The organism is Methylobacterium sp. (genome assembly GCF_019750675.1).
Taxonomy (GTDB): domain Bacteria; phylum Pseudomonadota; class Alphaproteobacteria; order Rhizobiales; family Beijerinckiaceae; genus Methylobacterium.
In genome coordinates this window covers 1-24,305 of the sequence record NZ_JAIEOF010000136.1, presented here as the reverse complement: position 1 = coordinate 24,305, position 24,305 = coordinate 1, and the positions used below count along the sequence as shown (strand labels likewise).

General features: G+C 69.1%; 19 protein-coding genes and 2 tRNA genes. 16 read left to right on the top strand and 5 right to left on the bottom strand.

What is annotated here, in order from left to right:
• From K2X24_RS07310 to K2X24_RS07300, 3 genes are all read right to left on the bottom strand, one after another.
• Nucleotides 1–998, bottom strand: a 998-nt coding sequence (locus K2X24_RS07310) for a DUF882 domain-containing protein (RefSeq protein WP_292496262.1), incomplete at its 3' end; no start/stop codon positions are given.
• A gap of 278 nt (nt 999–1,276) precedes the next feature.
• Nucleotides 1,277–3,265, bottom strand: a complete 1,989-nt coding sequence (locus K2X24_RS07305) for a L,D-transpeptidase family protein (protein WP_292496260.1) — start codon at nt 3,263–3,265, stop codon at nt 1,277–1,279.
• 104 nt (nt 3,266–3,369) lie between these two features.
• The gene (locus K2X24_RS07300; RefSeq protein ID WP_292496258.1) at nt 3,370–4,863 is read right to left on the bottom strand and encodes a sigma-54 dependent transcriptional regulator; all 1,494 of its coding nucleotides are present in this window, start codon (nt 4,861–4,863) and stop codon (nt 3,370–3,372) included.
• Between the two features lie 295 nt (nt 4,864–5,158).
• On the opposite strand from K2X24_RS07300, the gene K2X24_RS07295 reads away from it, so the two are divergent.
• From K2X24_RS07295 to asnB, 13 genes are all read left to right on the top strand, one after another.
• The gene (locus K2X24_RS07295; protein WP_292496256.1) at nt 5,159–7,033 is read left to right on the top strand and encodes a M3 family oligoendopeptidase; all 1,875 of its coding nucleotides are present in this window, start codon (nt 5,159–5,161) and stop codon (nt 7,031–7,033) included.
• Nucleotides 7,034–7,093: 60 nt separating this feature from the next.
• Complete coding sequence (locus K2X24_RS07290) at nt 7,094–7,318, top strand: AbrB family transcriptional regulator (protein ID WP_292496254.1); 225 nt, start codon at nt 7,094–7,096, stop codon at nt 7,316–7,318.
• A complete protein-coding gene (locus K2X24_RS07285; protein WP_292496252.1) occupies nt 7,315–7,701 on the top strand; it encodes a type II toxin-antitoxin system death-on-curing family toxin in 387 nt (128 codons plus the stop codon). The genes K2X24_RS07290 and K2X24_RS07285 overlap by 4 nt, the downstream gene beginning before the upstream one ends.
• A gap of 113 nt (nt 7,702–7,814) precedes the next feature.
• The gene (locus K2X24_RS07280) at nt 7,815–9,179 is read left to right on the top strand and encodes an AarF/ABC1/UbiB kinase family protein (RefSeq protein WP_292496250.1); all 1,365 of its coding nucleotides are present in this window, start codon (nt 7,815–7,817) and stop codon (nt 9,177–9,179) included.
• Nucleotides 9,180–9,303: 124 nt separating this feature from the next.
• The gene (locus K2X24_RS07275) at nt 9,304–9,597 is read left to right on the top strand and encodes an aa3-type cytochrome c oxidase subunit IV (RefSeq protein ID WP_243914329.1); all 294 of its coding nucleotides are present in this window, start codon (nt 9,304–9,306) and stop codon (nt 9,595–9,597) included.
• 64 nt (nt 9,598–9,661) lie between these two features.
• Entirely contained in the window at nt 9,662–10,801 is a 1,140-nt protein-coding gene (locus K2X24_RS07270) for a Re/Si-specific NAD(P)(+) transhydrogenase subunit alpha (protein ID WP_243914328.1), read from the top strand.
• A 17-nt stretch (nt 10,802–10,818) separates the two neighbouring features.
• Nucleotides 10,819–11,268 carry a proton-translocating transhydrogenase family protein gene (locus tag K2X24_RS07265; RefSeq protein WP_108035050.1) on the top strand — a complete coding sequence of 150 codons (450 nt, stop codon included), beginning with the start codon at nt 10,819–10,821 and terminating at the stop codon, nt 11,266–11,268.
• A gap of 3 nt (nt 11,269–11,271) precedes the next feature.
• On the top strand, nt 11,272–12,672 hold the full coding sequence (locus K2X24_RS07260; protein WP_243914325.1) for an NAD(P)(+) transhydrogenase (Re/Si-specific) subunit beta: 1,401 nt from the start codon (nt 11,272–11,274) through the stop codon (nt 12,670–12,672).
• A gap of 127 nt (nt 12,673–12,799) precedes the next feature.
• Nucleotides 12,800–14,620: a single-stranded-DNA-specific exonuclease RecJ gene (recJ, locus tag K2X24_RS07255; RefSeq protein ID WP_292496242.1), complete on the top strand. Its 1,821-nt coding sequence runs from the start codon at nt 12,800–12,802 to the stop codon at nt 14,618–14,620.
• Nucleotides 14,621–14,688: 68 nt separating this feature from the next.
• Nucleotides 14,689–14,772 (top strand) — tRNA-Tyr (locus K2X24_RS07250).
• Nucleotides 14,773–14,840: 68 nt separating this feature from the next.
• Nucleotides 14,841–14,914, top strand: a tRNA-Gly gene (locus tag K2X24_RS07245).
• 462 nt (nt 14,915–15,376) lie between these two features.
• Nucleotides 15,377–16,030, top strand: coding sequence for a helix-turn-helix domain-containing protein (locus tag K2X24_RS07240; protein WP_292496239.1), 654 nt, complete (start codon nt 15,377–15,379; stop codon nt 16,028–16,030).
• A 168-nt stretch (nt 16,031–16,198) separates the two neighbouring features.
• Nucleotides 16,199–18,160, top strand: a complete 1,962-nt coding sequence (gene asnB, locus K2X24_RS07235) for an asparagine synthase (glutamine-hydrolyzing) (RefSeq protein ID WP_292496236.1) — start codon at nt 16,199–16,201, stop codon at nt 18,158–18,160.
• A 9-nt stretch (nt 18,161–18,169) separates the two neighbouring features.
• Here asnB and K2X24_RS07230 read toward each other — a convergent pair whose 3' ends face one another.
• Both K2X24_RS07230 and K2X24_RS07225 read right to left on the bottom strand, forming a co-directional pair.
• Nucleotides 18,170–19,039 (bottom strand): YdcF family protein, encoded by an 870-nt coding sequence (locus K2X24_RS07230; protein WP_292496234.1) that lies wholly within the window; start codon nt 19,037–19,039, stop codon nt 18,170–18,172.
• A 35-nt stretch (nt 19,040–19,074) separates the two neighbouring features.
• On the bottom strand, nt 19,075–21,342 hold the full coding sequence (locus K2X24_RS07225) for a Wzz/FepE/Etk N-terminal domain-containing protein (protein ID WP_292496231.1): 2,268 nt from the start codon (nt 21,340–21,342) through the stop codon (nt 19,075–19,077).
• Nucleotides 21,343–21,554: 212 nt separating this feature from the next.
• Here K2X24_RS07225 and K2X24_RS07220 point away from each other — a divergent pair, with 212 nt between their 5' ends.
• The 3 genes from K2X24_RS07220 to K2X24_RS07210 all read left to right on the top strand — a co-directional run bounded on the left by K2X24_RS07220 (nt 21,555) and on the right by K2X24_RS07210 (nt 24,273).
• Entirely contained in the window at nt 21,555–22,271 is a 717-nt protein-coding gene (locus K2X24_RS07220) for a nucleotidyltransferase family protein (protein WP_292496230.1), read from the top strand.
• Between the two features lie 112 nt (nt 22,272–22,383).
• Nucleotides 22,384–23,457, top strand: coding sequence for a DegT/DnrJ/EryC1/StrS aminotransferase family protein (locus K2X24_RS07215; RefSeq protein WP_292496265.1), 1,074 nt, complete (start codon nt 22,384–22,386; stop codon nt 23,455–23,457).
• Nucleotides 23,458–23,520: 63 nt separating this feature from the next.
• Nucleotides 23,521–24,273 carry a sugar transferase gene (locus K2X24_RS07210; protein WP_292496227.1) on the top strand — a complete coding sequence of 251 codons (753 nt, stop codon included), beginning with the start codon at nt 23,521–23,523 and terminating at the stop codon, nt 24,271–24,273.
• Nucleotides 24,274–24,305: the final 32 nt, after the last annotated feature.

The following is a 24,305-nucleotide window of genomic DNA, read 5'->3' as shown; positions in this document are numbered from 1 at the left end:
GCGTCGCGGGTCTCGCGCTGCAGGAGAGCCGTCTGGAGCGTCTCGTCGGTGGCCGGTGCGGCGTAGGCGAGGGCCGCCCGCGAGCCGGCCTGATCCTCGGGGTCGGCGCTGGCGACCACGACCGGGGCCGGCTTGGTCCGGCCCCGCGGCGGGGCCTTCGCGGCGACGGCCACGGGCGGTGCCGCCTCGCGGGTGGAGCCGCCGCCGAAAAGGCTGGCGAAGAAGCCCTTGATGCTCGGGCCGTCATCCTCGTCCATCTGGGCGACTTCCGTCACGCCCAGCACGGTGCCGCCGCGCGACAGGATCTCGGCGCGGGCCTGCTCGTAGCCGGGCAGGGGGCGGTTGTCGTTGGGCAGGTGCACGGTCTTCCCGTCCGGGAACAGCCGGGCGAGCTGGTCGTGCGTCATGCGGGGCCAGGAGCGTACCGAGCCGACGTCGAGGTGCACGAAGGGGGATCCCGAGCGCGGGTACCAGCCCACGCCGCCGCGTTGCATCCGCATGCCCACGGCCCGGATCTGGTCGATGGAAACGTCGGGCAGGTAGAAGTCCATCGCCTTGCCGAGCATGTGCTGGCTGTACTCGGCCACCATGCGCGAGCGCCGGCGCAGCATCGCGTTGGTGCCGGGCGAACGGTAGGCCGAGACGACGGTGATCGGTTCCTGCGAACCCACGGAGCGATAGGCCTCCCAGACCGTATCGAACAGGCGCGGGTCCATCTTGGTCGGCTCGTCGACGCGCCAGTCGCGCAGGAGCCAGTTCAGCTGCTCCAGGGCGGCGCGGTCGTAGCGCCCGTCCCGCTTGAACGTGACGGTGAGACTTTCCTTGGTGTGGCTGTGGAAGATCGAGAGGGTTCGGGTGTCGCCGTTGGCCACGGCATCCTGCGTGCCGCGCGTCCCGCCGAGAAGCGCGAGGCCGATGCCCGAGGCGACGACGGCGAGGCGCCGGAGGGGCTTGGAACGCAGGGAGTCCGAGACCCTTGCTCGCAGACGCTTCAGCACCGTGGTCTCACCCCCTGCCAGACCGCACGCGGAGCGCGGATCGTGGTGAACGCAAGGTTGCCGAAAACCGTAAACGATCGGTTTACCGGCTCCTCGGCGCTTCGCCGATCGAAGGCTTAACGGTTAGGTCGCAACCGTGGCAAAAACGTGCCCGGGGTGCGCGGGCGCACGTGGAGCGCCAACGCGTCGTGACCGTCGCGCCTCGCGCAACCGGCGGGCGACGCGAAGGCGCGACACACGCGCGAACCATGGCGAGACCGTGGCAAAGGGCGCGTGCCCTACCACCACCCGCTCGACGTGCGGGCCGGACGCGGCGTCCAGAGGTCCGGCTCACCGAAATCGGCCGGGGGGCGCGGCGCTGCGTTCCGGGGAGCCGGCCCCAGATCCGAATGCGCCTCCCGCACGGGCCGCGGGCGCGTCTCCGCAACGGGTTTCGGCGCCGTGGCCGGCTTGACCTTCGCGTTCGCCTTCGCGGCAGGGGCCTTGGCGACGAGGAGACTGCCCGGGCTGAGGCCGAGGGCGATCTTCATCCGCGCATCGTAGCCGTAGAGATCGGGCGCGGTGCGCACGGTGCCGGTCTCGTCCACAGAGGTGGTGAAGTAGGCCAGGTGTACCGGCAGCTTCTCGGACAGGCGGATCTGGCGCTCGCCCTTTCCGATCAGCTTCTTCAGCCGCTCGCTGGACCAGGCTTCCGGCAGCACCGCGTCGGCGAAGCGGAAGGGGTCCTCCACGCGCACGCAGCCGTGGCTGAGCGCCCGCTGCGAGGCGCCGAACAGGGTGCGGTTCGGCGTGTCGTGCAGGTAGACCGCGTGGTTGTTGGGGAACATGAACTTGATGAAGCCCAGCGCGTTGCGCTCGCCCGGGGGTTGGCGCACCGAGACGTTGCCGTTGCGGTAGACGACCTCGTAGCCGCGCCGGGCCGCGTAGTTGGGATCGCGGGCGAGGCCCGGCAGGAACTCGTTCTTCAGGATCGAGGGCGGCACGTTCCAGGACGGATTGACGACGGCGTATTCCATCATCCCCGAGAAGATCGGCGTCGGCGATTCGACCTTGCCGACGATGACCCGTGCCTCGTCGCGCTGCCGCCCGTCGCGCACCACCCGGAGCCGGAACTCCGGCACGTTGACGAGGACGTAGTCCCGACCGAGGTCGGAGGGCAGCCAACGCCAGCGCTCCATGTTCACCAGGAGGGCGGCCTCGCCCTCGTCCGTACGCGTCGCCGTGTCGGGCCGGCCCAGGGCCGCGACGGTCTGGGCGGTCAGCGTCCCGGTGGCGGGCAGTCCGCGTCCGCGCTGGAAGCTCGTCACGGCTGCCGCCACGCCGGCATCGTAGGCCTCGGGATTGCCCGGACCGGCATCCAGGGTTCCGGCGGTGCGGGTCTCCAGGCCGAAGCGCGCGCGAAGCATCGGCACGCGCGGATCCGTCATGCCGGGCTTCAGAACCGGGCCCGGGGGTAGTTGAACGCTTGGGGCACCCGGGGCGTGGTTGTGGCCTCGCAACGCGGCGAGGCGGGCCTTCAGCGCGAGGTAGCCCGGCTGACTCGGATTGTAGCCCTGCAGGAGAGCACCGGCCGAGGGCCCCGCGGAGGCGATGCGGCCGAGGACGGCATCGGGAGCCGGGATGTCGAGGGTCGGGGTGATGAGTTTGGCGATGCTCGCGAGGTTCAGTCGGCCGCCCCGCGCGTCACGGGCATAGAGGACGATGGCCGCCGACAGCTGCAGCTCCGCGTCGGCGACCTGCGCCTCCGTCGCGCCCTGGGTCCCGAGCACCGGAACCGGATAGGCAGAGGCGCTCAGCCCGTCCTCGCCCGCCGCGGCCAGACGCGCGGCGGCCGATTTCGCCGCCGGGGTGAAGGCGCCGTCGACGATCCAGACCGGCTTGAAGGCGCCGAGCGCGTAGAAGGCCTGGATCGCCTCGCGCTCCTTCGTGGTCAGGCGGGCCAGGAGGGGCGACGGGTCCGCGAGGCGTTGCGCGACGGCCGCCGACTGGGGGTCGCTCGGCAGCGGCGGCGGCGCGGGCGCCTCGGCCGCCGGGGGAGGGGCGGATGGTTCGGGCGCAGCGGGTACAGCCGGCACGGCAGCCGGCCCCGGGCTTTCCGGAGCCGCGGCCGGCGCCTTCGTCTCGGCTGGGATCGCGCCGGAATCGGCCGCCGCGTTGCGGAGCACCTGCGGAACGGGAGCCGGAGCCGCGTCGGGCGTCTGGGCCTGCGCCGAGGCACCCGCGAGCAGGGCGGACAGCGCGACGGCAGCGGAGCGCGAAACGCCCATGGGGGAACTCCTTCGGAACCGACCGGGCCGGCCGATGGCATTAGATAATCGGGCCACGGGCGAGCGTGTGCAATCGCACGCAGGCCGCACCCGGGCGGAAACGGTCAGGCCGCAGCCTCGTCGGACTTCGCGTCGTCGTCGAGACCGAGGTCCTTGAGCTTGCGATAGAGGGTGGATCGGCCGATTCCGAGGCGGCGCGAGACTTCCGACATGCGGCCCCGGTAGAACTGCAGCGCGAACCGGATGATCTCGGCCTCGAGCCCGTCCATCGTCTTCATCTCGCCGGTCTCCTCGGCGACGAGGCTCATCGCGTGGGGATCGCGCACCTCCACCCGCACGATCTCTCGCACCGGCTCCGGTGCGCCGGACTGGACCATCGGCTGCATGGGGGCGGCCGGGATGCGCACGTCGAAGCCCTCGACCTGCGCGGCGATCTGCGGAAACTCCGCGACGGTGAGCTCGTCGCCGTCGGCCAGGACAACGGCGCGGAACAGCGCGTTCTCGAGTTGGCGCACGTTGCCGGGCCAGCCGTAGCGCGTCAGCAGCGCCATCGCCTCCGGGCTGACCGCGCGGACCTTCTTGCCCTCTTCCGCCGAGAAGCGCGCACAGAACGAGCGTACGAGGTCCGGAATGTCCTCGCGCCGTGCCCGCAGGGGCGGCAGCGTCATCGGGAAGACGTTGAGGCGGTAGTACAGGTCTTCGCGGAAGCGCCCCTGCTTGACGAGGTCGAGGAGCGAGCGGTTCGTCGCCGAGATCAGGCGGATGTCGACGCGCACGCTTCGCTTTCCGCCGACAGGGTCGACCTCTCCCTCCTGCAGGGCGCGCAGGAGCTTCACCTGGGCATCGAGGGGGAGTTCGCCGATCTCGTCCAGGAACAGCGTCCCCCCCGAGGCCTCCACGAACTTACCGACATGCCGCTCGGTGGCACCGGTGAACGCGCCCTTCTCGTGGCCGAACAGCGTGGATTCGACGAGATTGTCGGGGATCGCGCCGCAATTGACCGTCACGAAGGCCCGGCCGCGCCGGTCCCCCGAGCCCTGGATCGCCCGGGCCAGCACCTCCTTGCCGACGCCGGATTCCCCCTCGATGAGAACCGGGATGTTCGACTTGGCCGAGCGCTCGGCCAGCCGGATCACCCGGTCCATGTCGGGGCTGCGGGAGGTCAGGTCCTTGAAGCTTAAGGAACCCGAGGCGCGCCGGCGCATGCGGCGGACCTCCTCCTCCAGCTGGTCGACCCGGAGCGCGTTCTTGATCGAGACCTGGAGGCGCTCGGCCCCGGCGGGCTTGACCACGAAATCCACCGCGCCCGCCCGCATGGCGTTGACGACGGCATCGATGGAGCCGTTCGAGGTCTGCACGATCACCGGCACGTCGAGACCGGTCCGGCGCATCTCCGCCATGACGCCGAGGCCGTCGAGGCCGCCGGGCATGACGAGGTCGAGGAGCACCACGTCGAACGCCTCGCCGGAGCGCAGGAGGTTCAGGCCCTGCTCGCCGTTCTCGGCCACCTTCGCCTCGAAGCCGAGACGGCGCACCATCGCCTCGGCGAGGCGGCGCTGCACGGGATCGTCGTCGACGATGAGGATCGTTGTCGACATGGGGCGCCTCGATGCTCGCCGAACGGAGAGGACCGGAGACACGGCGTCTTCCGGACTCTCGACCATCGGCTTGTTTCGTTTCGAACCGCAGGGTGAGCCAGATGCGTAAAGCTGCGCTTAACGACGATCGGACTTTTCGCGGTTCATCGACGCCGCGACTGTCGCGATCGATCGATCCCCTTCGACAATACCTCCGGAACGGGAGGATTCTGTCGATGGCGGATTGATCGTACCACGTCCGCGCTCGATATCAGCCCGCACGGCACCCGTCGTGCCGCCAGGAAAGCAGACCATCATGCCGAGCCGAGCCGTCGCCCATGCCGTTCTCTCGGGCATCGTCGCGAATGCGGAAGGGGCCAGCGCAGCCAGGGCCGCAGCGCGCGCGGCCGATCTCGGTGCCCTGCCGGAATGGGACCTGACGGACCTCTATGCGGGGATCGACTCGCCCGACTTCACCGCAGACCTCGTCCGCGCCGAGGCCGAGTGCGCCCGCTTCTCGGAGCGTTATGCCGGGCGTCTCGCCGAGATCGCCGCCGGCCCCGACGCATCCGCCGGCCTCGCCGAGGCGGTCGCGGCCTACGAGGGCATCGAGGACCTCCTCGGACGCCTGATGTCCTTCGCGGGCCTCGTCTATTCGGGCGACACCACGGACGAGCTCCGTGAAAAGTTCTACGGCGACACGCAGGAGCGCCTGACCACGGCCTCCAGCCACCTGCTGTTCTTCGCCCTCGAACTCAACCGCATTCCGGACGCGATCATGGACCGGGCGATGGCAGAGGGTCCGCTGACGCATTACGCGCCGTGGATCGAGGACCTGCGCCGGGAGAAGCCGTTCCAGCTCGACGACCGCACCGAGAAGCTCTTCCTCGAGAAGTCCGTGACCGGGCGCTCGGCCTGGAACCGACTGTTCGACGGCACGATCGCATCGCTGCGCTTCCCCATTCAGGGCGAACAGCTGACCCTGGAGCCGACCCTCAACAAGCTTCAGGACCCCGACGGCGCCGTGCGCCGCGAGGCGGCCGGAGCGCTCAGCGAGGTCTTCCGTGCGAACCTGCGCACCTTCACGCTGATCACCAACACGCTGGCCAAGGACAAGGAGATTTCCGACCGCTGGCGCGGCTTCACCGACGTGGCGGAGGCCCGCCACCTCTCGAACCGGGTCGAGCCCGAGGTGGTCGCCGCCCTGGTGGAGGCCGTGCAGGCGGCCTATCCGCGCCTGTCGCACCGCTACTACCGCCTGAAGGCCAAGTGGTTCGGCCTCGAGGCGCTGCCGTACTGGGACCGCAACGCGCCCCTGCCGAAGGTCGACCAGCGCACCATCCCCTGGTCGGAGGCCCGCGACACCGTGCTCGATGCCTACGGCGCCTTCTCGCCTCGCATGGCCGACATCGCCCGGACCTTCTTCGACCGGAACTGGATCGATGCGCCGACCCGCCCCGGCAAGGCGCCGGGCGCCTTCGCGCACCCGACCGTGCCCTCGGCCCACCCGTACGTACTGGTAAATTACCAGGGCAAGCCGCGCGACGTGATGACCCTCGCGCACGAGCTCGGCCACGGCGTGCATCAGGTGCTGGCGGCACCCAACGGCGCCCTGATGGCACCGACGCCGCTGACGCTGGCCGAGACCGCAAGCGTCTTCGGCGAGATGCTGACCTTCCGCCGCCTGCTCGCCGCTACCTCCAGCGTTTCGCAGCGCCGCGCCATGCTGGCCGCCAAGGTCGAGGACATGATCAACACGGTGGTGCGCCAGATCGCGTTCTACGCCTTCGAGCGCAAGGTTCACCTCGCCCGCCAGCAGGGCGAGCTGACCGCCGAGCAGATCAACGGCCTCTGGATGTCGGTGCAGGCCGAGAGCCTCGGGCCCGCGATCACCCTCGATGCCGGGTACGAGCCGTTCTGGGCCTACATCCCGCACTTCATCCACTCGCCGTTCTACGTCTACGCCTACGCGTTCGGCGATTGCCTCGTGAACTCCCTCTACGGCGTCTACGCCAAGGCCGAGGACGGGTTCGTCGACCGCTACTTCGCTCTCCTTTCGGCCGGCGGCGCCAAGCCCTACGGCGAGTTGCTGGCCCCCTTCGGACTCGACGCCCGCGACCCGGGCTTCTGGCAGATCGGCCTGTCGATGATCGAGGGGATGATCGTGGAGCTGGAGGCGATGGAGAACTGATTGTCGCTTGGCGAGTCCCACCTTCCGTTGTACATTTCGTACAACGGAAGGTAGGACGTCATGAAGCTCGAAGTGAAGAAGATCGGCAATTCCACGGGGCTGATCCTGCCGAGGGATCTGATCGCGAAGCTTAATCTCCAGCAGGGCCAATGGCTGCACGTCACGGAGCTGCCCGACGGCGGCGTGCGCTTGACGCCTTACAATCCTGACTTCGACAAAGCCATGGCCATCGTCGATGACATCATGGACGAGTACAAGGATACGCTTCGAGCGCTCGCCCAATGACCGAGCCACGTTGGCTGACCTCGCATGAGATCATAGTCACTCATGAGCGTCAGCTCGTCCGCTTCGGCGGCCCCCCCGGGCTGCGCGACGAAAACGCCCTCGAATCGGCGCTTGCGCGACCGATCAACAAGTGGCGGTACGAAGAAGGCGACCTCGCGTCGCTGGCTGCCGCCTATGCCTTCGGTCTCGCCCGCAACCATGCCTTCATCGACGGCAACAAGCGAATCGCCTTCGTGGCGATGGTGATGTTCCTCCGCCTGAATGGCGTGCCCTTCAAGCCGAATGACGCCGAAGCAACTGTGGTGATCCGCAGCCTCGCTGCCGGGGAGACCGACGAAGCCGGCCTGCTGCGCTGGATTCGGGATACCTTGCCACGCCCCTGACGCGGTGCACCGCGCCGCAACGGCGCAGCGCCCTGGCAGGAAAAGCCAGGGGGCTTATCTCAGGGACGCAACCGGATGACCGGATGCGTCCTCGCCGAGATTCGATGAACCCGATGGCCGATCACGACAGCGAAGCCAACCGCTTCTCCGCCCGCGCCAGCCGCTATGCGCGCGTCGGCGCAAATGTCGGCGGGGTCGCCGCCCGGATGGCGGGCGCGAAGCTGTTCGGCGGCAAGGAGGCCCCCACCAACGCGGCGGCGCTCGCCCAGGCCCTCGGTGGCCTGAAGGGGCCGATCATGAAGGTGGCGCAACTTCTCGCCACGGTTCCGGACCTGCTGCCGCCCGAATACGCCACCGAGTTGCAGAAGCTCCAAGCCGACGCCCCGCCGATGGGGGCCGCCTTCGTCAAGCGCCGCATGATGGCCGAACTCGGCGCCAACTGGCAGACGCGCTTCCAGAGCTTCGACCTCAAACCCGCCGCCGCTGCATCGCTCGGTCAGGTCCACCGCGCCACCGCCCTCGACGGAACCCGGCTCGCTTGCAAGCTCCAGTATCCGGACATGCAATCGGCCGTCGAGGCCGATCTCAAGCAGTTGGAGGTCGCGTTCGCCCTGCATCGCCGGATGTCGTCCTGGCTCGACACCCGCGAGATCGCCAAGGAAATCGGCGCCCGGGTCCGGGAGGAACTGGATTACGAGCGCGAGGCCAAGCACGCCGTCCTCTACGGCAACGTGCTGCGTGACATCGATGCGGTGCGCGTGCCGGCCATCCACAAGGATCTCTCGACGAAGCGCCTCCTGACCCTCGGCTGGCTCGATGGCGAGCGCATCCTGGATTTCGCGCAAGCGCCGATCGAGATCCGCAACCGCCTCGCCCAGTCGATGTTCAAGGCATGGTGGCATCCCTTCAGCCGTGCCGCCGTGATCCACGGCGATCCCCATCTCGGCAACTACACGGTGTTCTCCGAGGGCGGCGAGGCCCAGGGCATCAACCTGTTGGATTACGGCTGCGTGCGCATCTTCCATCCGCGCTTCGTCGGCGGTGTGGTCGATCTCTACCGGGGCCTGCTCACGAACGACAACGCCCGCATCGTCCACGCCTACGAGACCTGGGGCTTCAAGAACCTGAACAAGGAGCTGGTCGAGATCCTCAACATCTGGGCCCGCTTCATCTACGGACCCATCCTCGAGGATCGGACCCGGACGGTGGCGGACGGTGTCAAGCCCGGCGAGTATGGCAGGCGTCAGGCTTTCGAGGTGCACCAAGCTCTCAAGCAACGTGGACCGGTCACGATCCCGCAGGAATTCGTCTTCATGGACCGGGCGGCCGTCGGCCTCGGCGCCGTGTTCCTGCACCTGCGCTCCGAGTTGAATTACCACCGGTTGTTCGAGGCCGAAATCGACCGGTTCTCCCTCGCGGACCTCGAGGCGCGCCAAGGCGAGGCCCTGAAATCTGCGGGGCTGCCGCTGCCGATCTGAAAACATGGCCGGAAAAAGCCGCCCAGGGTGATTGGCGAGCGCGCATGTCGATTGCGAGCGACCTTGGCTTGCGCTAAATCCCCTTGGAACAAATCAAGACGATGCCCAAGGGGACGCTCACACGATGGCCGATTCCAAGACCGTGTCCGGCGCACATTACAGCCCGGCGATGGATGAGAAGACCCACGAGCAGACCTATCGCGGCTTCGTTCGTTTCGTCGAAATCGGCACCGGCGTGGTGCTGTGCTGGGTTCTGGCGCTCGCCATCGGCGGTATCCGCGAGGCGTGGCTGACGGCGATCTTCGGCGTGATCCTGTCCGGCATCGCCGGAACGGTCGGCGCGCTTGCGCCGGCGGTCGGCTACAAGGCTCCCCTGGCGGTCGGCATCCTTCTTGCCCTGTACCTCGCCTTCGCCTGAATTTCCCCTCCTCTGACTGGTTTTGCGGGTCGCCTTCGGGCCGTCCTTTAAGGAGCATTCCTGCATGCGCATCGCTGTATTATCGGAAACCGATCCCGCGGAGCCGCGGGTCGCGGCGGTGCCAGAAACGGTCAAGAAATTCATCGGCCTCGGGGCCGAGGTGGCCGTCCAGTCCGGCGCCGGTCTGAAGGCCGGCGTACCGGACTCGGAATACGAGGCCGCCGGCGCCACCATCGCGGGCTCGGCGGAGGACGCCGCGGGCTCCGCCGACCTCGTCCTGAAGGTCCGGCGCCCGTCGTCCGACGAGATCGGTCTCCTCAAGCGAGGTGCGACCGTGATCGCCATCATGGACCCCTACGGCCATGAGGCCGAACTCGGTGCCATGGCCGAAGCCGGGCTCGACGCCTTCGCGATGGAACTGATGCCCCGCATCACCCGCGCGCAGGTGATGGATGTGCTCTCCAGCCAGGCCAACCTCGCCGGCTACCGCGCGGTGGTCGACGGCGCGTCCGAATACGGGCGTGCCATGCCCATGATGATGACCGCCGCCGGCACCGTTCCGGCCGCCCGCGTCTTCGTGATGGGTGTCGGCGTCGCCGGCCTTCAGGCCATCGCCACCGCCCGCCGCATGGGCGCGGTCGTGACCGCCACGGACGTCCGTCCCGCCACCAAGGAACAGGTCGAGTCCCTGGGCGCGAAGTTCGTCGCCGTGGAGGACGAGGAGTTCAAGCAGGCCGAGACCTCGGGCGGCTACGCCAAGGAGATGTCGGCCGAGTACAAGAAGAAGCAGGCGGATCTCGTCGCCACCCACATCGCCAAGCAGGACATCGTCATCACGACGGCGCTGATCCCGGGCCGGCCAGCGCCGCAGCTCGTCTCGGAGGCCATGGTCGCCTCGATGAAGCCGGGTTCGGTCCTGATCGACCTCGCGGTCGAGCGCGGCGGCAACGTCGAGGGCGCCAAGCCTGGCGAGGTCGTCACCACCGACAAGGGCGTGAAGATCGTCGGTCACCTCAACGTACCCGGCCGCCTCGCCGCCACGGCCTCCAGCCTCTACGCCCGCAACCTCTACGCCTTCGTCGAGACCTTGGTCGACAAGGAAGCGAAGACCCTCGCGGTGAAGTGGGACGATGAGCTCGTCAAGGCGACGAACCTGACCCGTGACGGCCAGGTCTCGCACCCCTCGTTCCAGCCCAAATCCTGATCCCGCCGGAGGACACGATGGCCACGCTTCCCCCCGATCAGGCCGCCGAGCAGGCGCGCGCCGCCGCCGCCGCGGCCCGAACCGCTGCCGATATCGCGCAGCAGCACGCGCTCCAGGCGCAGAAATACGCCGACGGCCTCGGCCACGGCCTCAGCGCCGTGACCCACGGCGCCGTCGACCCGACGGTCTTCCAGCTCGCGATCTTCGTGCTGGCGATCTTCGTCGGCTACTACGTGGTCTGGTCGGTGACCCCGGCCCTGCACACGCCTCTGATGTCCGTCACCAACGCGATCTCGTCGGTGATCATCGTCGGCGCGCTTCTCGCCGCCGGCGTCCCTTACGTCGAGCACGGCACCGGCTGGGCCCGGTTCTTCGGCTTCGTCGGCATCATCCTCGCCAGCGTGAACATCTTCGGCGGGTTCCTCGTCACCCAGCGCATGCTCGGCATGTACAAGAAGAAGGCCTGAGACATGTCCCAGAACGTCTCATCCCTTCTCTACATCGTCTCCGGCGTCCTGTTCATCATGGCGCTGCGGGGCCTCTCGCACCCGACCACGTCGCGGCAGGGCAACCTGTACGGCATGATCGGCATGGGGCTCGCCATGCTCACCACCCTGGTCGGGCACCCCCCGGCCGGGCTGGGCGCCTGGCTACTGGTGATCCTCGGCCTCGCCATCGGCGGCGGTGCCGGCGCGGTCATCGCCAAGCGCGTGCCCATGACGGCGATGCCGCAGCTGGTCGCGGCCTTCCACTCCCTCGTCGGCCTCGCGGCCGTGATGGGCGCGGCGGCGACCCTCTACGCGCCGCAGGCGGTGGGCATCCTCGAGAACGGCCACATCCACAAGGAGTCGCTGTTCGAGATGGCCCTCGGCGTCGCCATCGGCGCCATCACCTTCACGGGCTCGGTCATCGCCTTCCTGAAGCTCGACGGGCGCATGTCCGGCAAGCCGATCATGCTGCCGCAGCGCCACGTCATCAACATCGTCCTCGGCGTGCTGCTGGTGGTGCTGATCGCCGTCTTCATCGGCAACGAGAGCAAGTTCGTCTTCTGGGTGATCGTGCTGCTGTCCTTCGTCCTGGGCGGCCTACTCATCATCCCGATCGGCGGCGCCGACATGCCCGTCGTCGTCTCGATGCTGAACTCCTACTCGGGTTGGGCGGCGGCCGGCATCGGCTTCACGCTCGGCAACCTCGCCCTCATCATCACGGGTGCGCTGGTCGGTTCCTCGGGTGCGATCCTGTCGTACATCATGTGCAAGGCGATGAACCGTTCGTTCATCTCCGTCATCCTCGGCGGCTTCGGCGGTGACGCCGCCGCGGCCGGTGCGGGCGGCGCAGTGGAGACCCGTCCCGTCAAGCAGGGCTCCGCGGACGACGCGGCCTACATCATGAAGAACGCCGAGCGCGTCATCATCGTGCCGGGCTACGGCATGGCGGTGGCCCAGGCCCAGCACAGCCTTCGCGAGATGGTCGACTTGCTCAAGAAGGAAGGTGTGGAGGTGAAGTACGCCATCCACCCCGTCGCGGGCCGCATGCCCGGTCACATGAACGTACTGCTGGCCGAAGCCAACGTGCCCTACGACGAGGTCCACGAGTTGGAGGACATCAACGGCGACTTCCCGCAGGCCGACGTGGCCTTCGTGATCGGCGCCAACGACGTCACCAACCCGGCCGCCAAGACCGACAAGACCTCGCCGATCTACGGCATGCCGATTCTCGACGTGGAGAAGGCCAAGACCGTACTCTTCATCAAGCGTGGCATGGGTTCCGGCTACGCCGGCGTCGAGAACGAGGTCTTCTTCCGCGACAACACCATGATGCTCTTCGGCGACGCCAAGAAGGTCGTCGACAGCATCGTCAAGAACCTCTGAGCGGATCCCGTCCGCGGACGCCGCGGCCTCGACCGGCGGCAGGGCAGGGGGGCCGGCGTGCGAACGCCGGCCCCTTTGTCGTTCGGCCGGGGCGTTTGGGATGCAGCCCTGAACCGGACATGCGGCTATGATCCGCGCCGTGTCAGCCGCTCATGCCCTCGACGCGCCGCGCGCGTTCCTCGACGTTTCCCGATCCGTGCTCGGGCGCCCCTGGCGCGACCGCTGCGCCGATCCAGCGCTCCAGGCCTACGCAGCCACGATGGTCCAGGCCTACGGACTGCCGGAGCTTCTTGCCCGGGTGCTCGCCGGGCGCGGCATCCGCCCGGGCGAGGCGGAGGCCCATCTCCAGCCGCGCCTGCGCGACCTGATGCCGGACCCCGATAGCCTCGTCGACATGGAGGCCGCCGTCGATCGCCTCGCCCGCGCGGTCGCGGACCGGGAGTGCGTGGCGGTCTTTGGCGACTACGACGTCGACGGGGCCGCGAGTGCCGCCCTGCTTGCCGCATACCTGCGCGGGCTCGGCCTCGACGTCCGCATCCACATCCCCGACCGGATCACGGAGGGCTACGGGCCCAACATCGCCGCGGTGACCGCCCTGCACGCGGCCGGCGCCACCCTCCTCGTGGCGGTGGATTGCGGCACCAGCGGGCATGCGCCCTTCGCGGCGGCGACCACGCTCGGCCTCGATGTCGTCGTGCTCGACCATCACGGCGCCCCGGAACACCTGCCGGCCGTCCGCGCCCTCGTGAACCCCAACCGCCTGGACGACCTCTCCGGCCTCGGCCACCTCTGCGCGGCCGGGGTGGTGTTCCTGACCCTCGTCGCCCTCAACCGGCGCCTGCGCCGGGACGGCGTCGCGGCAGAACGGCTGCCGGATCTCACGGAGGGCCTGGACCTCGTGGCCCTTGCCACCGTAGCGGACGTCGTGCCCCTCCAGGGGCTCAACCGGGCCTTCGTGATCCAGGGCCTGAAAGTCATGCGCGGGCGCGGCCGCATCGGCTTGGCCGCGCTCCTCGACGCGGCCTCCCTGAGCGAGCCGCCGGAAGCCTGGCACCTCGGCTACCTCGTCGGCCCGCGCATCAACGCGGGCGGACGCATCGGCGATGCGGGGCTCGGAGCGCGCCTCCTGACGACCGGCGATGCCGCCGAAGCCGCTCGGATCGCCGCCGAATTGGATCGTCTCAACCGCGAGCGCCAGGCCATCGAGGCGCAGGCCGTCGCCGACGCCGAGGCCGAGATGGATCACGCTCTCAGTCTCGACCCGGAGCGGCCGGTCCTCGTCGCCGCATCGGCGGACTGGCATCCGGGCGTCGTCGGCCTGATCGCCGCGCGGCTGAAGGAACGCTTCGGACGCCCCGCCTTCGCCTTCGCCCTGCGGCCGGACGGCAGCGCCACCGGCTCCGGCCGCTCCATTCCGGGTGCCGACCTTGGCCAAGCGGTGCGGGCGGCGGTGGAGGCCGGTCTGGCCCTGAAGGGCGGCGGCCACGCCATGGCGGCAGGCGTCACCCTTCCGGGGTTCGACGTAGCCCCCTTCCGCGAGCATCTCGGTGCCGCTCTCGCCCGGACCGTGGCGGAGGCCCGTGCCGTGGAAGCGCTCCTCGTGGACGGGACCCTCAGCGCCGGGGGCGCCACGGCCGAAATGGTCCGCACCATCCACCGGGCCGGTCCGTTCGGGTCCGCCGCACCCGAGCCGACCTTCGTCCTACCCCGCCACCGCATCGTCGATGCGGGCATCGTCGGCCACGGCCATGTGCGCGCCCGCCTGCGCAGCCGCGACGGCCAGGCCATCGGGGCGATCGCATTTCGCGCGGCGCAGGGCCCCCTGGGGCAGGCGATCCTGTCCGGCATCGGCCGCGAGGTCCACGTCGCCGGCACTCTCTCGGTCGATACCTGGCGGGGAGCCGAGCGCGCCCAGATGCGGATCTGCGATCTCGCGCATTTCGATTGAGCGATGCGGTTGACTCGCGCCCGACCCGTCATCATAAGGACGGCGCACCGCCGAGAGGCGGCCGGTTTGGGGGAATGTCCCGAGCGGCAAAGGGGGCGGACTGTAAATCCGCTGCGTAAGCTTCGTAGGTTCGAGTCCTACTTCCCCCACCAAACTCATCAAGATGTCGAGCCTCGCGCCGAGGTTTCTTACATCGGCGACCAGATGCTCGGTCATCGATGCGGGTGTAGCTCAATGGTAGAGCAGCAGCCTTCCAAGCTGAATACCCGGGTTCGATTCCCGGTACCCGCTCCACTCTAGTCTTCCTGAAAATTGACGCGTCTGCAGGGGATCTGGTGCCCTGCGGTGGCCGTTCGTGGCTGAATGCACAGGCGCGGGAGACCCCCAGGTCACGACCCCGCGAACCCGCTCTGACCTGTTTCCGTCGGACAGTCGGGCAAACCTTCGCGATCGCCACCACAAAGGCCCCGGACGGGGAAGCGTTGGCCCGCGCCACGCGATGAGGCTGGTTCCCCTGCCGCATCGGTGCGGCGAGCGCGCACGGCATTCGCTTCGCGACTGAAGCTTCCCCGGTCGGTCCTCGCCGACGCACACGATGTGCTTGGCCGTCCACGCGGACGCTCCTTCGTTTCGCCGGCCGCCCCCTCAAACGACATAATACATTCGAACTATAGGGGTACCCCCACCTACCCCTAATGGCCATCCATACAGGCGCCAAATCAGTGTTAAGAATTCGTTAAATAATGAGGCGGGGCGATGCAGAACAATTTCGCCGTAGAAAAACTGAACGGCGCCACCGGGCGCGGTTCATGGCCTCGTTTGGGATATCCGAGCGCTTCGGAAGTCCTTCCTCCTAATCGCGTGCTATTCTGGCAAGGCGAACCGCAAAATAAAGAGCTGGAAATATTGGAAGGCGCCGTAAGGGCAGTGCGGCTTTGCTCAGCGGGGGAGCGGCAAGTTCTTGCGTTCTTTTGGCCTGGCGATACCATCCATTCAAGCTGCATGGGCACTCCGACCTATACTGCGGAGGCGGTGACGCATTGCAAGATACGGTCGCGGCAGAGCTCGCAGGGTACGGACACAGGCGTCCCGGTCAGTGCACATGAGCAGGTTCTCCGGGAAATGCTGGATCTGATCCAGGGCGTGAGCCGGCGCTCCGCGCTGAGCCGCATCGCGTGGTTTATCCTGCGGATGCGCAACCACCTTCCCTGCACGGATGCCGATCCCGACACCTACAAGTTCATCATCCCGCGCAACGACATCGCCGATCACCTGGGGTTGTCGCCGGAGACGGTCTGTCGTGGCCTGATGGAGTTGAAACGGCGGCAAGCGATCGAGATGCCGACCCGTCGCACCATCCGGTTCCGGAACGTCGCTCAGATCCATAGGATCGCCAAGCGCCAGGGGTAGAACGGTGCTCCTCTCCAGACACCGCCCGACTCCGCATCTGGTCCCGTTCCTTCCACGACAGCCCGGAAACACGTACCGGCCCTGACCCGCGCGGCGGCCGCATCCAGCGCGAATCCGCGCAGATCGGAGCTTCGGGAAGCCAGGGCGCGCGACAGGGGGAGTTGAGGCATGTGCGGCCTGTGCGGCTACATCGACCCCTGGAACAGGGGCGGCCAGGACGTTCTCGTTCGCATGGCGGACCTCCTCCGCCATCGCGGCCCCGACGATGCGGGCGTCGCGCAGGGCGAGGGCTGGGGCTTGGGCTTCCGACGCCTCGCCATCCTCGACCTCAGCCCCAACGGCCACCAGCCCATGAGCTACGGCGACGGGCGGTTCCACCTCGCCTTCAATGGCGAGATCTACAACCACGTCGAGTTGCGCCGCGACTTGGAGGCGGAGGGCGAGCGTTTCCGGGGCGGTTCCGACACGGAGGTCCTGCTGCGGCTCCTCGCGCGACGGGGAGAGGCCGCGCTGCCGCTGCTCAACGGCATGTTCGCCTTCGCGCTGATCGACACCGAGCGCCGCACCTTCCTGCTGGCTCGGGACCGCCTCGGGGTGAAACCCCTCTACTACGCGATCGGTGGCGGAAGCTTGCGCTTCGCCTCCGAGCCGAAAGCCATGCTGGCTTGGCCGGGCGAGCGGCGCGAGATCGACGACGAGGCCGTGGCGCGCTACCTCGCGCTGGGATACCTGCCCGGGGAGTCGGCGATCTTCCGCGGTCACGCCAAGCTCCCACCGGCTCACGTCCTGGCTGGCTCCCTGGACGACCCCTGCGCCGCGCGGACGCGTCCCTATTGGGATCTGTCGCTCAGCGACGACCCGACCCGGCGGCCGCTATCCCCCGGTGAGACGGAGGAGCTGGAGCACCTCCTGCGGGACGCCGTCCGCATCCGGCTGCGCAGCGACGTGCCGGTGGGGGTGTTCCTGTCGGGCGGCCTGGACAGCGGTCTCGTCGCGGCTTGCGCTGCCGACGTGCCGGGTTCGCGCCCGCTCGCCCTGACGGTCGGATTCGCGGAGGGCGAGGCCAACGAGACCGACCTCGCCCAGGCCACGGCACGGCATGTCGGGCTGGACCACCGCATCGTCCCCCAGAAGCCGGACGGCCTCGACCGTCTGGACGAGCTCGCCTGGTTCTTCGACGAGCCGTTCGGCGACCCTTCCGCTTTGCCGACCTTCACCTTGTGCGAGGCCGCCGCGACGGTCGGACGCGTGTTCCTGTCGGGCGACGGGGGCGACGAGGCCTTCGCCGGCTACCGGCGCTACGTGGAGGTGCTTCGCCACCGCCACGTCATCGGCGCGGCTCAGTTCGCTGGGCCAACCCTTCGCCGGCTCGCCGGGCTGGCGCCCGCCCTGTCGCCCCTGCGGGCCCGACTGGCCAAGCTCGGCCTGCCCGACCGGGGCTGTGCTGCCGCGTTCGACGATCTGCCCGCAGACCCCGCCCTGGCGGCCGTCGCGCACCCGCGTCTGCGCCCGCTCCTGGCGGAGGCGGGCGCGCCCCTCTGGACGCGGTGGGCCCGCAGCCGCGGCAGGGCGACGACGCTGCGCCAGCAGGATCTCGATTACCGGCTCTACTTGCCGGACGACGTGCTGGTGAAGGTCGACCGTGCCTCGATGGCCCATTCCGTCGAAGTGCGGTCTCCGCTTCTCGACGTACGCCTGGTGGAGTGGGCCGCCCGGCTGCCGCGCGGGGCTTTGCTCGACGCGCAAGAGGGCAAACTCCCGCTGCGCGCGCTCGGTCGCCGCCTTCTGCCGTCTGCCGTCGAGCGCGGTGCCAAGCGGGGTTTCGGCGTGCCCCTCGACGCGTGGTTCCGCGAACCTCAGGGCCGAGCGCTCGTGCGAGAGCGGCTGCTCGGCGGCCACGGAGCGGACCTGGGCCACTGGGACCGCCGAGGCGTGGGTCGCATCCTGGACGTCCACGGCTCGGGCACCGGGCGCGGCTTCGGGGTTCTCCTCTGGCGCCTGCTCATGCTGGAGGCCTGGACCCGGCAGCACGCGGCGCGGGCGCGGCCCGTGGAGGCCCGGCACGGCGCGCGGGCCGGCAAACCGGCCCCGGGCTGCCCCCGCGCGCCTGCGGGGCAGGCATCGTTCTGACCTTCCCCATCAAAGTCTTGTCGACCGTGACCGGTTCGGCGCGGCGTGATGGCGGTGATCCTGGTCGGCGATCGATGACGCCGGCCCGGCGTCGGGTGCCGGAAAGAGAGCATCACTGCGCCCGGTCAGGCGGTAGACGACCAGCCCGACCCATTCCTTCGCAGCCACGTCCAGCAGGTGCAGCCCGTCCGCCGTATGCTCGAACGTGAATCGGGTGGCGAACGGCCCCGCCGTGCGGAAGTCGACGGGGTAAGGCTCGACCACGAGACCGACCCGACGGAAGGCACCCATGGCCCGGGGCATGTGCCACGCAGAGGTGACGAGCAACCAGCGCTCGCCGGGCTGCTGCTTCAGTAGCTTTCGCACCTCGGCTGCGTTCTCGGCGGTGGTCCGCGACCGGGCCTCGATGGTGAGACGGGCCGGCGCGATGCCGATTTCCTCCAGGTAGGCGCCCGCGAGCACGGCCTCCGGCGCGCGCGCTCTCCCACCGGACGGGGCCGGGTCCCCGCCGGTGTAGATCAAGCGCGCCGTCGGGTGGCGGTGGGCCAGATCGATCAGCGCCGTGATGCGGCCTCCGGCATCGTTGAGCGTCAGCTGTCCTCGGGTGCGTGACGTGGTGAGATCGACCCCACCCGAGAGGACGATGATGCCGTCCACCGGCCGAACCACGTCGTGCTGCGCCTGGAAGCGCTGCTCCAGGGGCAGGAGTGCCCAGTTGGCGAGCGGGGTTAAACCAGAAAGCATTGCCAGCACGCCGGCCCAGGCGAGCCCAGCCCCGACACGGTGCCGGCCCGCCGCGATCATGGCCAATCCAAGAAGCGCGAGCCCGGGAAACAGGTTCGACGGGGTGACCAGCCTCCAGGCGAACTGTCCCGCCAAGTGAAGGAGAATCTGGACCGCCTCCGGGTTCCCCGTCACGCGCCTGCTCGCCTGCGGGGAAGCGGACAGGTTTCGAGTTCGTCATCCGCGCGCTTGCCGGACACGGGGGCGGCCTGCCCCTGGATCGGGACGGTAGGCGGTGGGGCGGTCCGACGCGACCGGTTCCGCCGACGCTGGGCCTCGAACAACTGTTCGCCGACGTCACCCAGGCGGTAGCGGGCATGCATTTTCAGGTTCACGTCGGTGAGAATCGCGAGGATGGCGCGCTCACCCGGAGCCGGCCCGTCGCCCCCGAGCGGCATGGGCCGGCGGAGGAGGCGCAGGGCCTGGTCCGCGACCTTTCGATCCGTGCGCCCCCAGGCGAGCGCCATCAGCGTGACGTCGGCACCGTCCGCGACCAGGCGGACCTGCGAGGAGGCCAGCACGGGCGGGGCGTCCACCACCACGAGGTCGTACTGATACGCTAGGATCTGCCTGACCCGGATGGAGCGGTCGCATCCCAGAGCGAGTACGAGATCACGTCCGACGCCCTCGCTGACGGGACGGTCGACGCCGAGCAACGGATCGCGCGCGAAAGCGGCGGCGGCGGAGAAGGATTTCGAGGCGGCGCCGGCTTCGGTGAGCGGGTAGGAGAGGACGTGCTGTCCGAGGTCGGCATCGTCGTCCCAGCGCACCAGCAGGACCCGGCGCCCGTCTTTTCGCGCGCGTACGGCGAGGGCGGTTGCCAGCCCCGCCTTGTCCTCCGCGCGCGCGCACGCCGTGACTTGCACGACGCAGGAGGAGCCGGAGCGGCCGCAACGATGCAGCAGCGTCAGCGCGATCGAGCCTACCGCACGGCTCCAGGGCGCGTGCACATCGTCGGTGGAGGCGCCGCCCCCCCGCTTGGTCGGCGCGCGTGGGACGAGCCCGAGGCAAGGGATGCCCAGTTCTTCCTCCACGTCGCGCTCGTTCCGGTAGCCCTTGGCGAGCCGTTCCAGCAGCAACGCGACCATCGCGCCCAGGATGCCGAAGGCTACCAGAGCGGGCACGGCCACCACGACGGGGTGCAGCGAGTTCGGCCGCGTGGGCACCGAGGCCGGGGCGACGACGCGGGCGGCGGACGCGAAGGCGGGCTGGGGCTTGCTCGCCTCTTCCAATTGGCGCTGCTGCTCGGTCAGGTTTTTGCGGGCCGTGTCCAGGCGCAGGTCCAGCGCCTGCCTCTTGATGCGCTGGTCGACGGTCGTGCCCTGGACGGCCTTGAGCTCGGCGAGGCGCGCCTCGAGCGCGCTGGCCTGGAGCCGGACGACCCGGAGATCGTCGGCGGCGGCCGATACCCCGACATCCCGCTCGCGCGCGGCGATCTCCGAGCGCAGCAGGACCAGTTGTTGGGTGATCTCGGCGACGGATTCACCCTCGCGGTCGGTGACGGCCGCCCCGTTCTCGACCTGGAAAGCGCGCACCCGTTGCTCGGCCTCCGCCACTTCCCCCCGGGCCTCCTCGACCCGCTGCTCCTGAAACTCCCGGCGCCCGGACGCTTCCTGGGTCCGGCGCTCGCCCAATTCCCGCACGTGGCGGTTGACCATGCCGTTGGCGACGAGCGCCGCCCTCTGCGCGCTGCGGTCCTGGAAGCTGACGCTGATGATGCTGGACTGGCGCTCCTGGCGCACCAGCATCGCCGTACGGGCCTGGCCAGGACCGAGATCGTTCGATGGCGTCTCGGCCTCGGGCTCCACCGGGCGGGACACAAGGCCGAGTTCGCGCGCTGCGTCGCGCAGCAGGAATCTGGCGCGCTCGACGAACGAGGGTTGGGCCCCGATGGCTGCAGAAGCGGCAACGTATTGGGGCTCGGCAGCCAAGTCGTCAAACACGCGCCGAAGTCGCGCCTCGGACGTGAGAAGGATGATGTGCGTGTCCACGACGGGCGCGAGCAGGCCGGCGGCGACCTCGGAGGCGGCCGGCTCGACCATGACCTGCGCGGTCGCCACGTAGGAGGGCGGCAGGAGAGCGGACAGCGTCCCCGCGAGCAACGCCCCCGTGACCGCCACGATCCCGATGAGGCGGGCCCGCCGCCTGATCACCGAGAAGAGATCGCGCATCCGGAGGCCGCTATCGGCGTAAGTCGCCGCTGGCGCCACCGCCGGGAAGGGGCGAATCCCCGCGCGCAGCTCCGGCGCCTGGAACGGCGCGTCGTGGCGCGCCTCTCCCGGCGCTACGATCTCCCTCAGCGTCGCGATCGTTTCCCGGCTCGTCCCCGCCTCCCGCAGCGTCGCCTGTTCCCGCTGGCGCGCGCCACGCGCGATGTCACCTGCCTCATTCACGCTCACGGCTCCTTCCGGTCCATTGCCCGACGCGCTGCCCCTGCCGCGCGCATCGGAGCCGCGGCGAGGATGCGAGCGATTTCAGGCTAGGCCGCTGGGCCGGTCCGAAAGTGACGGCCGTCAGTTCACGCGGCCGACGAGCCACCTAGGGTCGCGACTGCCGACTGAGGCAGCTTGGCCGGCACGTCGATCGGGACACGTCGAACGAGGAGGATCACGTGAAAGCCGTCATCCAAGCGGGCGGACGGGGCACGCGCCTCATGCCCTACACCTCGGTTCTGCCTAAACCGCTCATGCCCATCGGGGCAAAGCCGGTCCTCGAACTCCTCGTGAAGTGGCTGCGCCGCAATGGCATCGAGGAACTCTACATCACCACCGGCTACCTCGGGCATCTCATCCGCAGCTTCTGCGGCGACGGGCGCCAGTGGGGCCTGCACATCGTCTACACCGAGGAAACCGAGCCCCTCGGCACGATCGGCGCGCTCACGCTGCTGGAAAAGCACCTGGACGAGACCTTCTTGGTCCTGAACGGCGACGTGCTCACCGACCTCAGCCTCCGGAGCTTCACGGGCATCCACCGCGCCCACGGCCACCCCTTCACGATCGCCACCGCGTGCCGGTCCAACAAGCTGGATTTCGGGGTCATCGAGGATGAGGACGGCGTGGTCATCAGCTTCAACGAGAAGCCGGTGCTCACCAATAGCGTGAGCATGGGCATCTACTGCATGGAGCCGGAGATCCTGGACTTCATCCCCCGCGGGATGCCGTTCGGCGCGGACGACCTCGCCCACTGCCTGCTGGCGAAGAAAGTCCCCATCCACGTCTACAAACACCAGGGCCTGTGGCTCGACATCGGACGCGTCGAGGATTTCCACAAGGCGCAGGACATCCGGTGGGAAGAGTACGCCCCGTCCCTCATGGTCGTGGGAGCCTGACATGGAGACCCTGTCCGCGCGCGCTCCGGCAGCCTCGGATTCCGCCCGACCCGAACCCACCCGCGAGTCGCGTCGGCTCCTCGTGGCCGAGCCCTGTCTTGGCCTCGGGGAGATGACCGCGCTGGCCGAGGTCATCGACGGCGGCTGGATCACCATGGGTGAGCGCGTGCTGGCTTTCGAACGGGCCTTCGCGGAGATGCACGGGACCGAGGACGCGGTCGCGGTGAGTTCGTGCACGGCGGGGCTGCACCTGATCATGCACGCGCTCGGGCTCGGCCCGGGCGACGAGGTACTGGTGCCCTCGCTCACCTTCGTCGCGACGGCCAACTGCGTACGCTACGTCGGCGCGACCCCGGTCTTCGTCGACATCGCGAGCACGGAGCTGCCGTTGATGTCCCTCGCGGACGCTGCGGCCAAGTGCACGCCACGCACCCGGGCGGTGATTCTGGTCCACTTCGCGGGCTATCTGGTCGACCCCGAGCCCTGGCGGGCCTTCGCCGCCGAGCGGGGTCTCGTACTGGTCGAGGACGCGGCCCATGCCGCGGGCTTGCCCGGCGTCGGGACCCTGGGCGCGGCCGCGGCCTTCAGCTTTTACGGCAACAAGAACATGACCACGGCGGAGGGCGGTATGGTTGTCGCCCGCGACCCGGCGCTGCGCGAGACCGTCCGCCAGGCCCGTGGTCATGGCCTGACCACGGGTACGTTCCAAAGGCTGAACAGCCGCACGCCGACCTACGACGTCACCATGCTGGGCTTCAACTACCGCATGGACGAACTCCGGGCGGCCATGGGCCTGGTCCAGCTCTCCCACCTCTTAGAGTGGAACGAGACCAGGCGCGCGCTGACGCATCGCTACCGGAGTCTTCTCCGCGCGGAGTGCCCGGAGGTGAGCCTGCCCTTCGAGGATGCACGCCCCTCCGTGCACCACATCATGCCCGTGCTGCTACCCGCCCACGCCGACCGGCAGACGGTCATCGACGCGCTCGCGGAGCGGAGCATTCAGACAACCATCCACTACCCGCCCGTGCACCGCCTCTCGTTCTACCGCGCGCAGGATTCCACACTCGCCCTGCCCACGACCGAGGCTTTCGCGGACCGGGAACTGACCCTGCCGCTCCACCCCCGCATGAATCAGCAGGACGTTCGCCGGGTCGTCACGGCCCTGCGCGAGGCGCTCGCCCCTTAAGACGCTCGTCCCCCGAGCCCCCGCGCGCCGCGGGTGTGCACCCTCCCGACACGGAACTGCCTCATGACCGACGTTTCCGTTGCCCGCCCCCGCCGTACCCGGGTCTTTGCCCGATTCCGCATGAAGGAGGCCACGCAGCGCCGTGCCTTCGACCTCGTCGTGGTGGTCTTCGCCGCCCTCCTGCTGGCGCCCGTGGCGCTGCTCGTCGCCCTCGCCATCCTGCTGGAATCGGGTCGGCCCATCCTGTTCGCGCAAGTCCGCCTCGGGCGCGGCGGGCTGCCTTTCGTGATGTACAAGTTCCGGAAATTCGGTCCCAGAGCCGGCACCGGCGGCAGTCCGCTGACCCTGGATGGGGATGCCCGGATGACCGCGGTCGGGAAGTTCCTGATGGCGACGAAGCTCGATGAATTGCCTCAGTTCTGGAACGTGCTGCGTGGCGACATGTCGGTCGTCGGGCCCCGGCCCGAGAGCCTGGCCTTCGCGGATTGCTTCCATGACGGGTTCGACGAGGTTCTAGATCACAAGCCGGGCCTCCTGGGACCCTGCCAGATCCTGTTCCGCAGCGAGAGCGAGCTCCACACGCGGAACGTCGACCCGCAACGCTTCTACCGGGAGGTTCTGTTCCCGCTCAAGGCGCGCGCCGACATGGCCTATTTCCGGACCCGGACGCTTGCTTCTGACCTCGTCCTCACCCTCCGGGGGGGCCTGATCGTCCTGATCCCGAGGTCCGTGCCCGAGATTACCCCGGACGGTACCAACCTTGTCCCGGTTTCGTCCGGGGACGCGAGCCCGCCCGTTCAGGGCACGGCCGCCTGACTAAGGGGCGACGGATCGGTCTTGGACCATCG

Excerpts from the sequence above, each read along its gene's own strand:
- K2X24_RS07305 (WP_292496260.1), bottom strand. The coding sequence starts at position 3,265 with ATGGGCGTTTCGCGCTCCGCTGCCGTCGCGCTGTCCGCCCTGCTCGCG.
- K2X24_RS07300 (WP_292496258.1), bottom strand. The coding sequence starts at position 4,863 with ATGTCGACAACGATCCTCATCGTCGACGACGATCCCGTGCAGCGCCGC.
- K2X24_RS07295 (WP_292496256.1), top strand. The coding sequence starts at position 5,159 with ATGCCGAGCCGAGCCGTCGCCCATGCCGTTCTCTCGGGCATCGTCGCG.
- K2X24_RS07290 (WP_292496254.1), top strand. The coding sequence starts at position 7,094 with ATGAAGCTCGAAGTGAAGAAGATCGGCAATTCCACGGGGCTGATCCTG.
- K2X24_RS07285 (WP_292496252.1), top strand. The coding sequence starts at position 7,315 with ATGACCGAGCCACGTTGGCTGACCTCGCATGAGATCATAGTCACTCAT.
- K2X24_RS07280 (WP_292496250.1), top strand. The coding sequence starts at position 7,815 with ATGGCCGATCACGACAGCGAAGCCAACCGCTTCTCCGCCCGCGCCAGC.
- K2X24_RS07275 (WP_243914329.1), top strand. The coding sequence starts at position 9,304 with ATGGCCGATTCCAAGACCGTGTCCGGCGCACATTACAGCCCGGCGATG.
- K2X24_RS07270 (WP_243914328.1), top strand. The coding sequence starts at position 9,662 with ATGCGCATCGCTGTATTATCGGAAACCGATCCCGCGGAGCCGCGGGTC.
- K2X24_RS07265 (WP_108035050.1), top strand. The coding sequence starts at position 10,819 with ATGGCCACGCTTCCCCCCGATCAGGCCGCCGAGCAGGCGCGCGCCGCC.
- K2X24_RS07260 (WP_243914325.1), top strand. The coding sequence starts at position 11,272 with ATGTCCCAGAACGTCTCATCCCTTCTCTACATCGTCTCCGGCGTCCTG.
- recJ (WP_292496242.1), top strand. The coding sequence starts at position 12,800 with ATGATCCGCGCCGTGTCAGCCGCTCATGCCCTCGACGCGCCGCGCGCG.
- K2X24_RS07240 (WP_292496239.1), top strand. The coding sequence starts at position 15,377 with ATGCAGAACAATTTCGCCGTAGAAAAACTGAACGGCGCCACCGGGCGC.
- asnB (WP_292496236.1), top strand. The coding sequence starts at position 16,199 with ATGTGCGGCCTGTGCGGCTACATCGACCCCTGGAACAGGGGCGGCCAG.
- K2X24_RS07215 (WP_292496265.1), top strand. The coding sequence starts at position 22,384 with ATGACCGCGCTGGCCGAGGTCATCGACGGCGGCTGGATCACCATGGGT.
- K2X24_RS07210 (WP_292496227.1), top strand. The coding sequence starts at position 23,521 with ATGACCGACGTTTCCGTTGCCCGCCCCCGCCGTACCCGGGTCTTTGCC.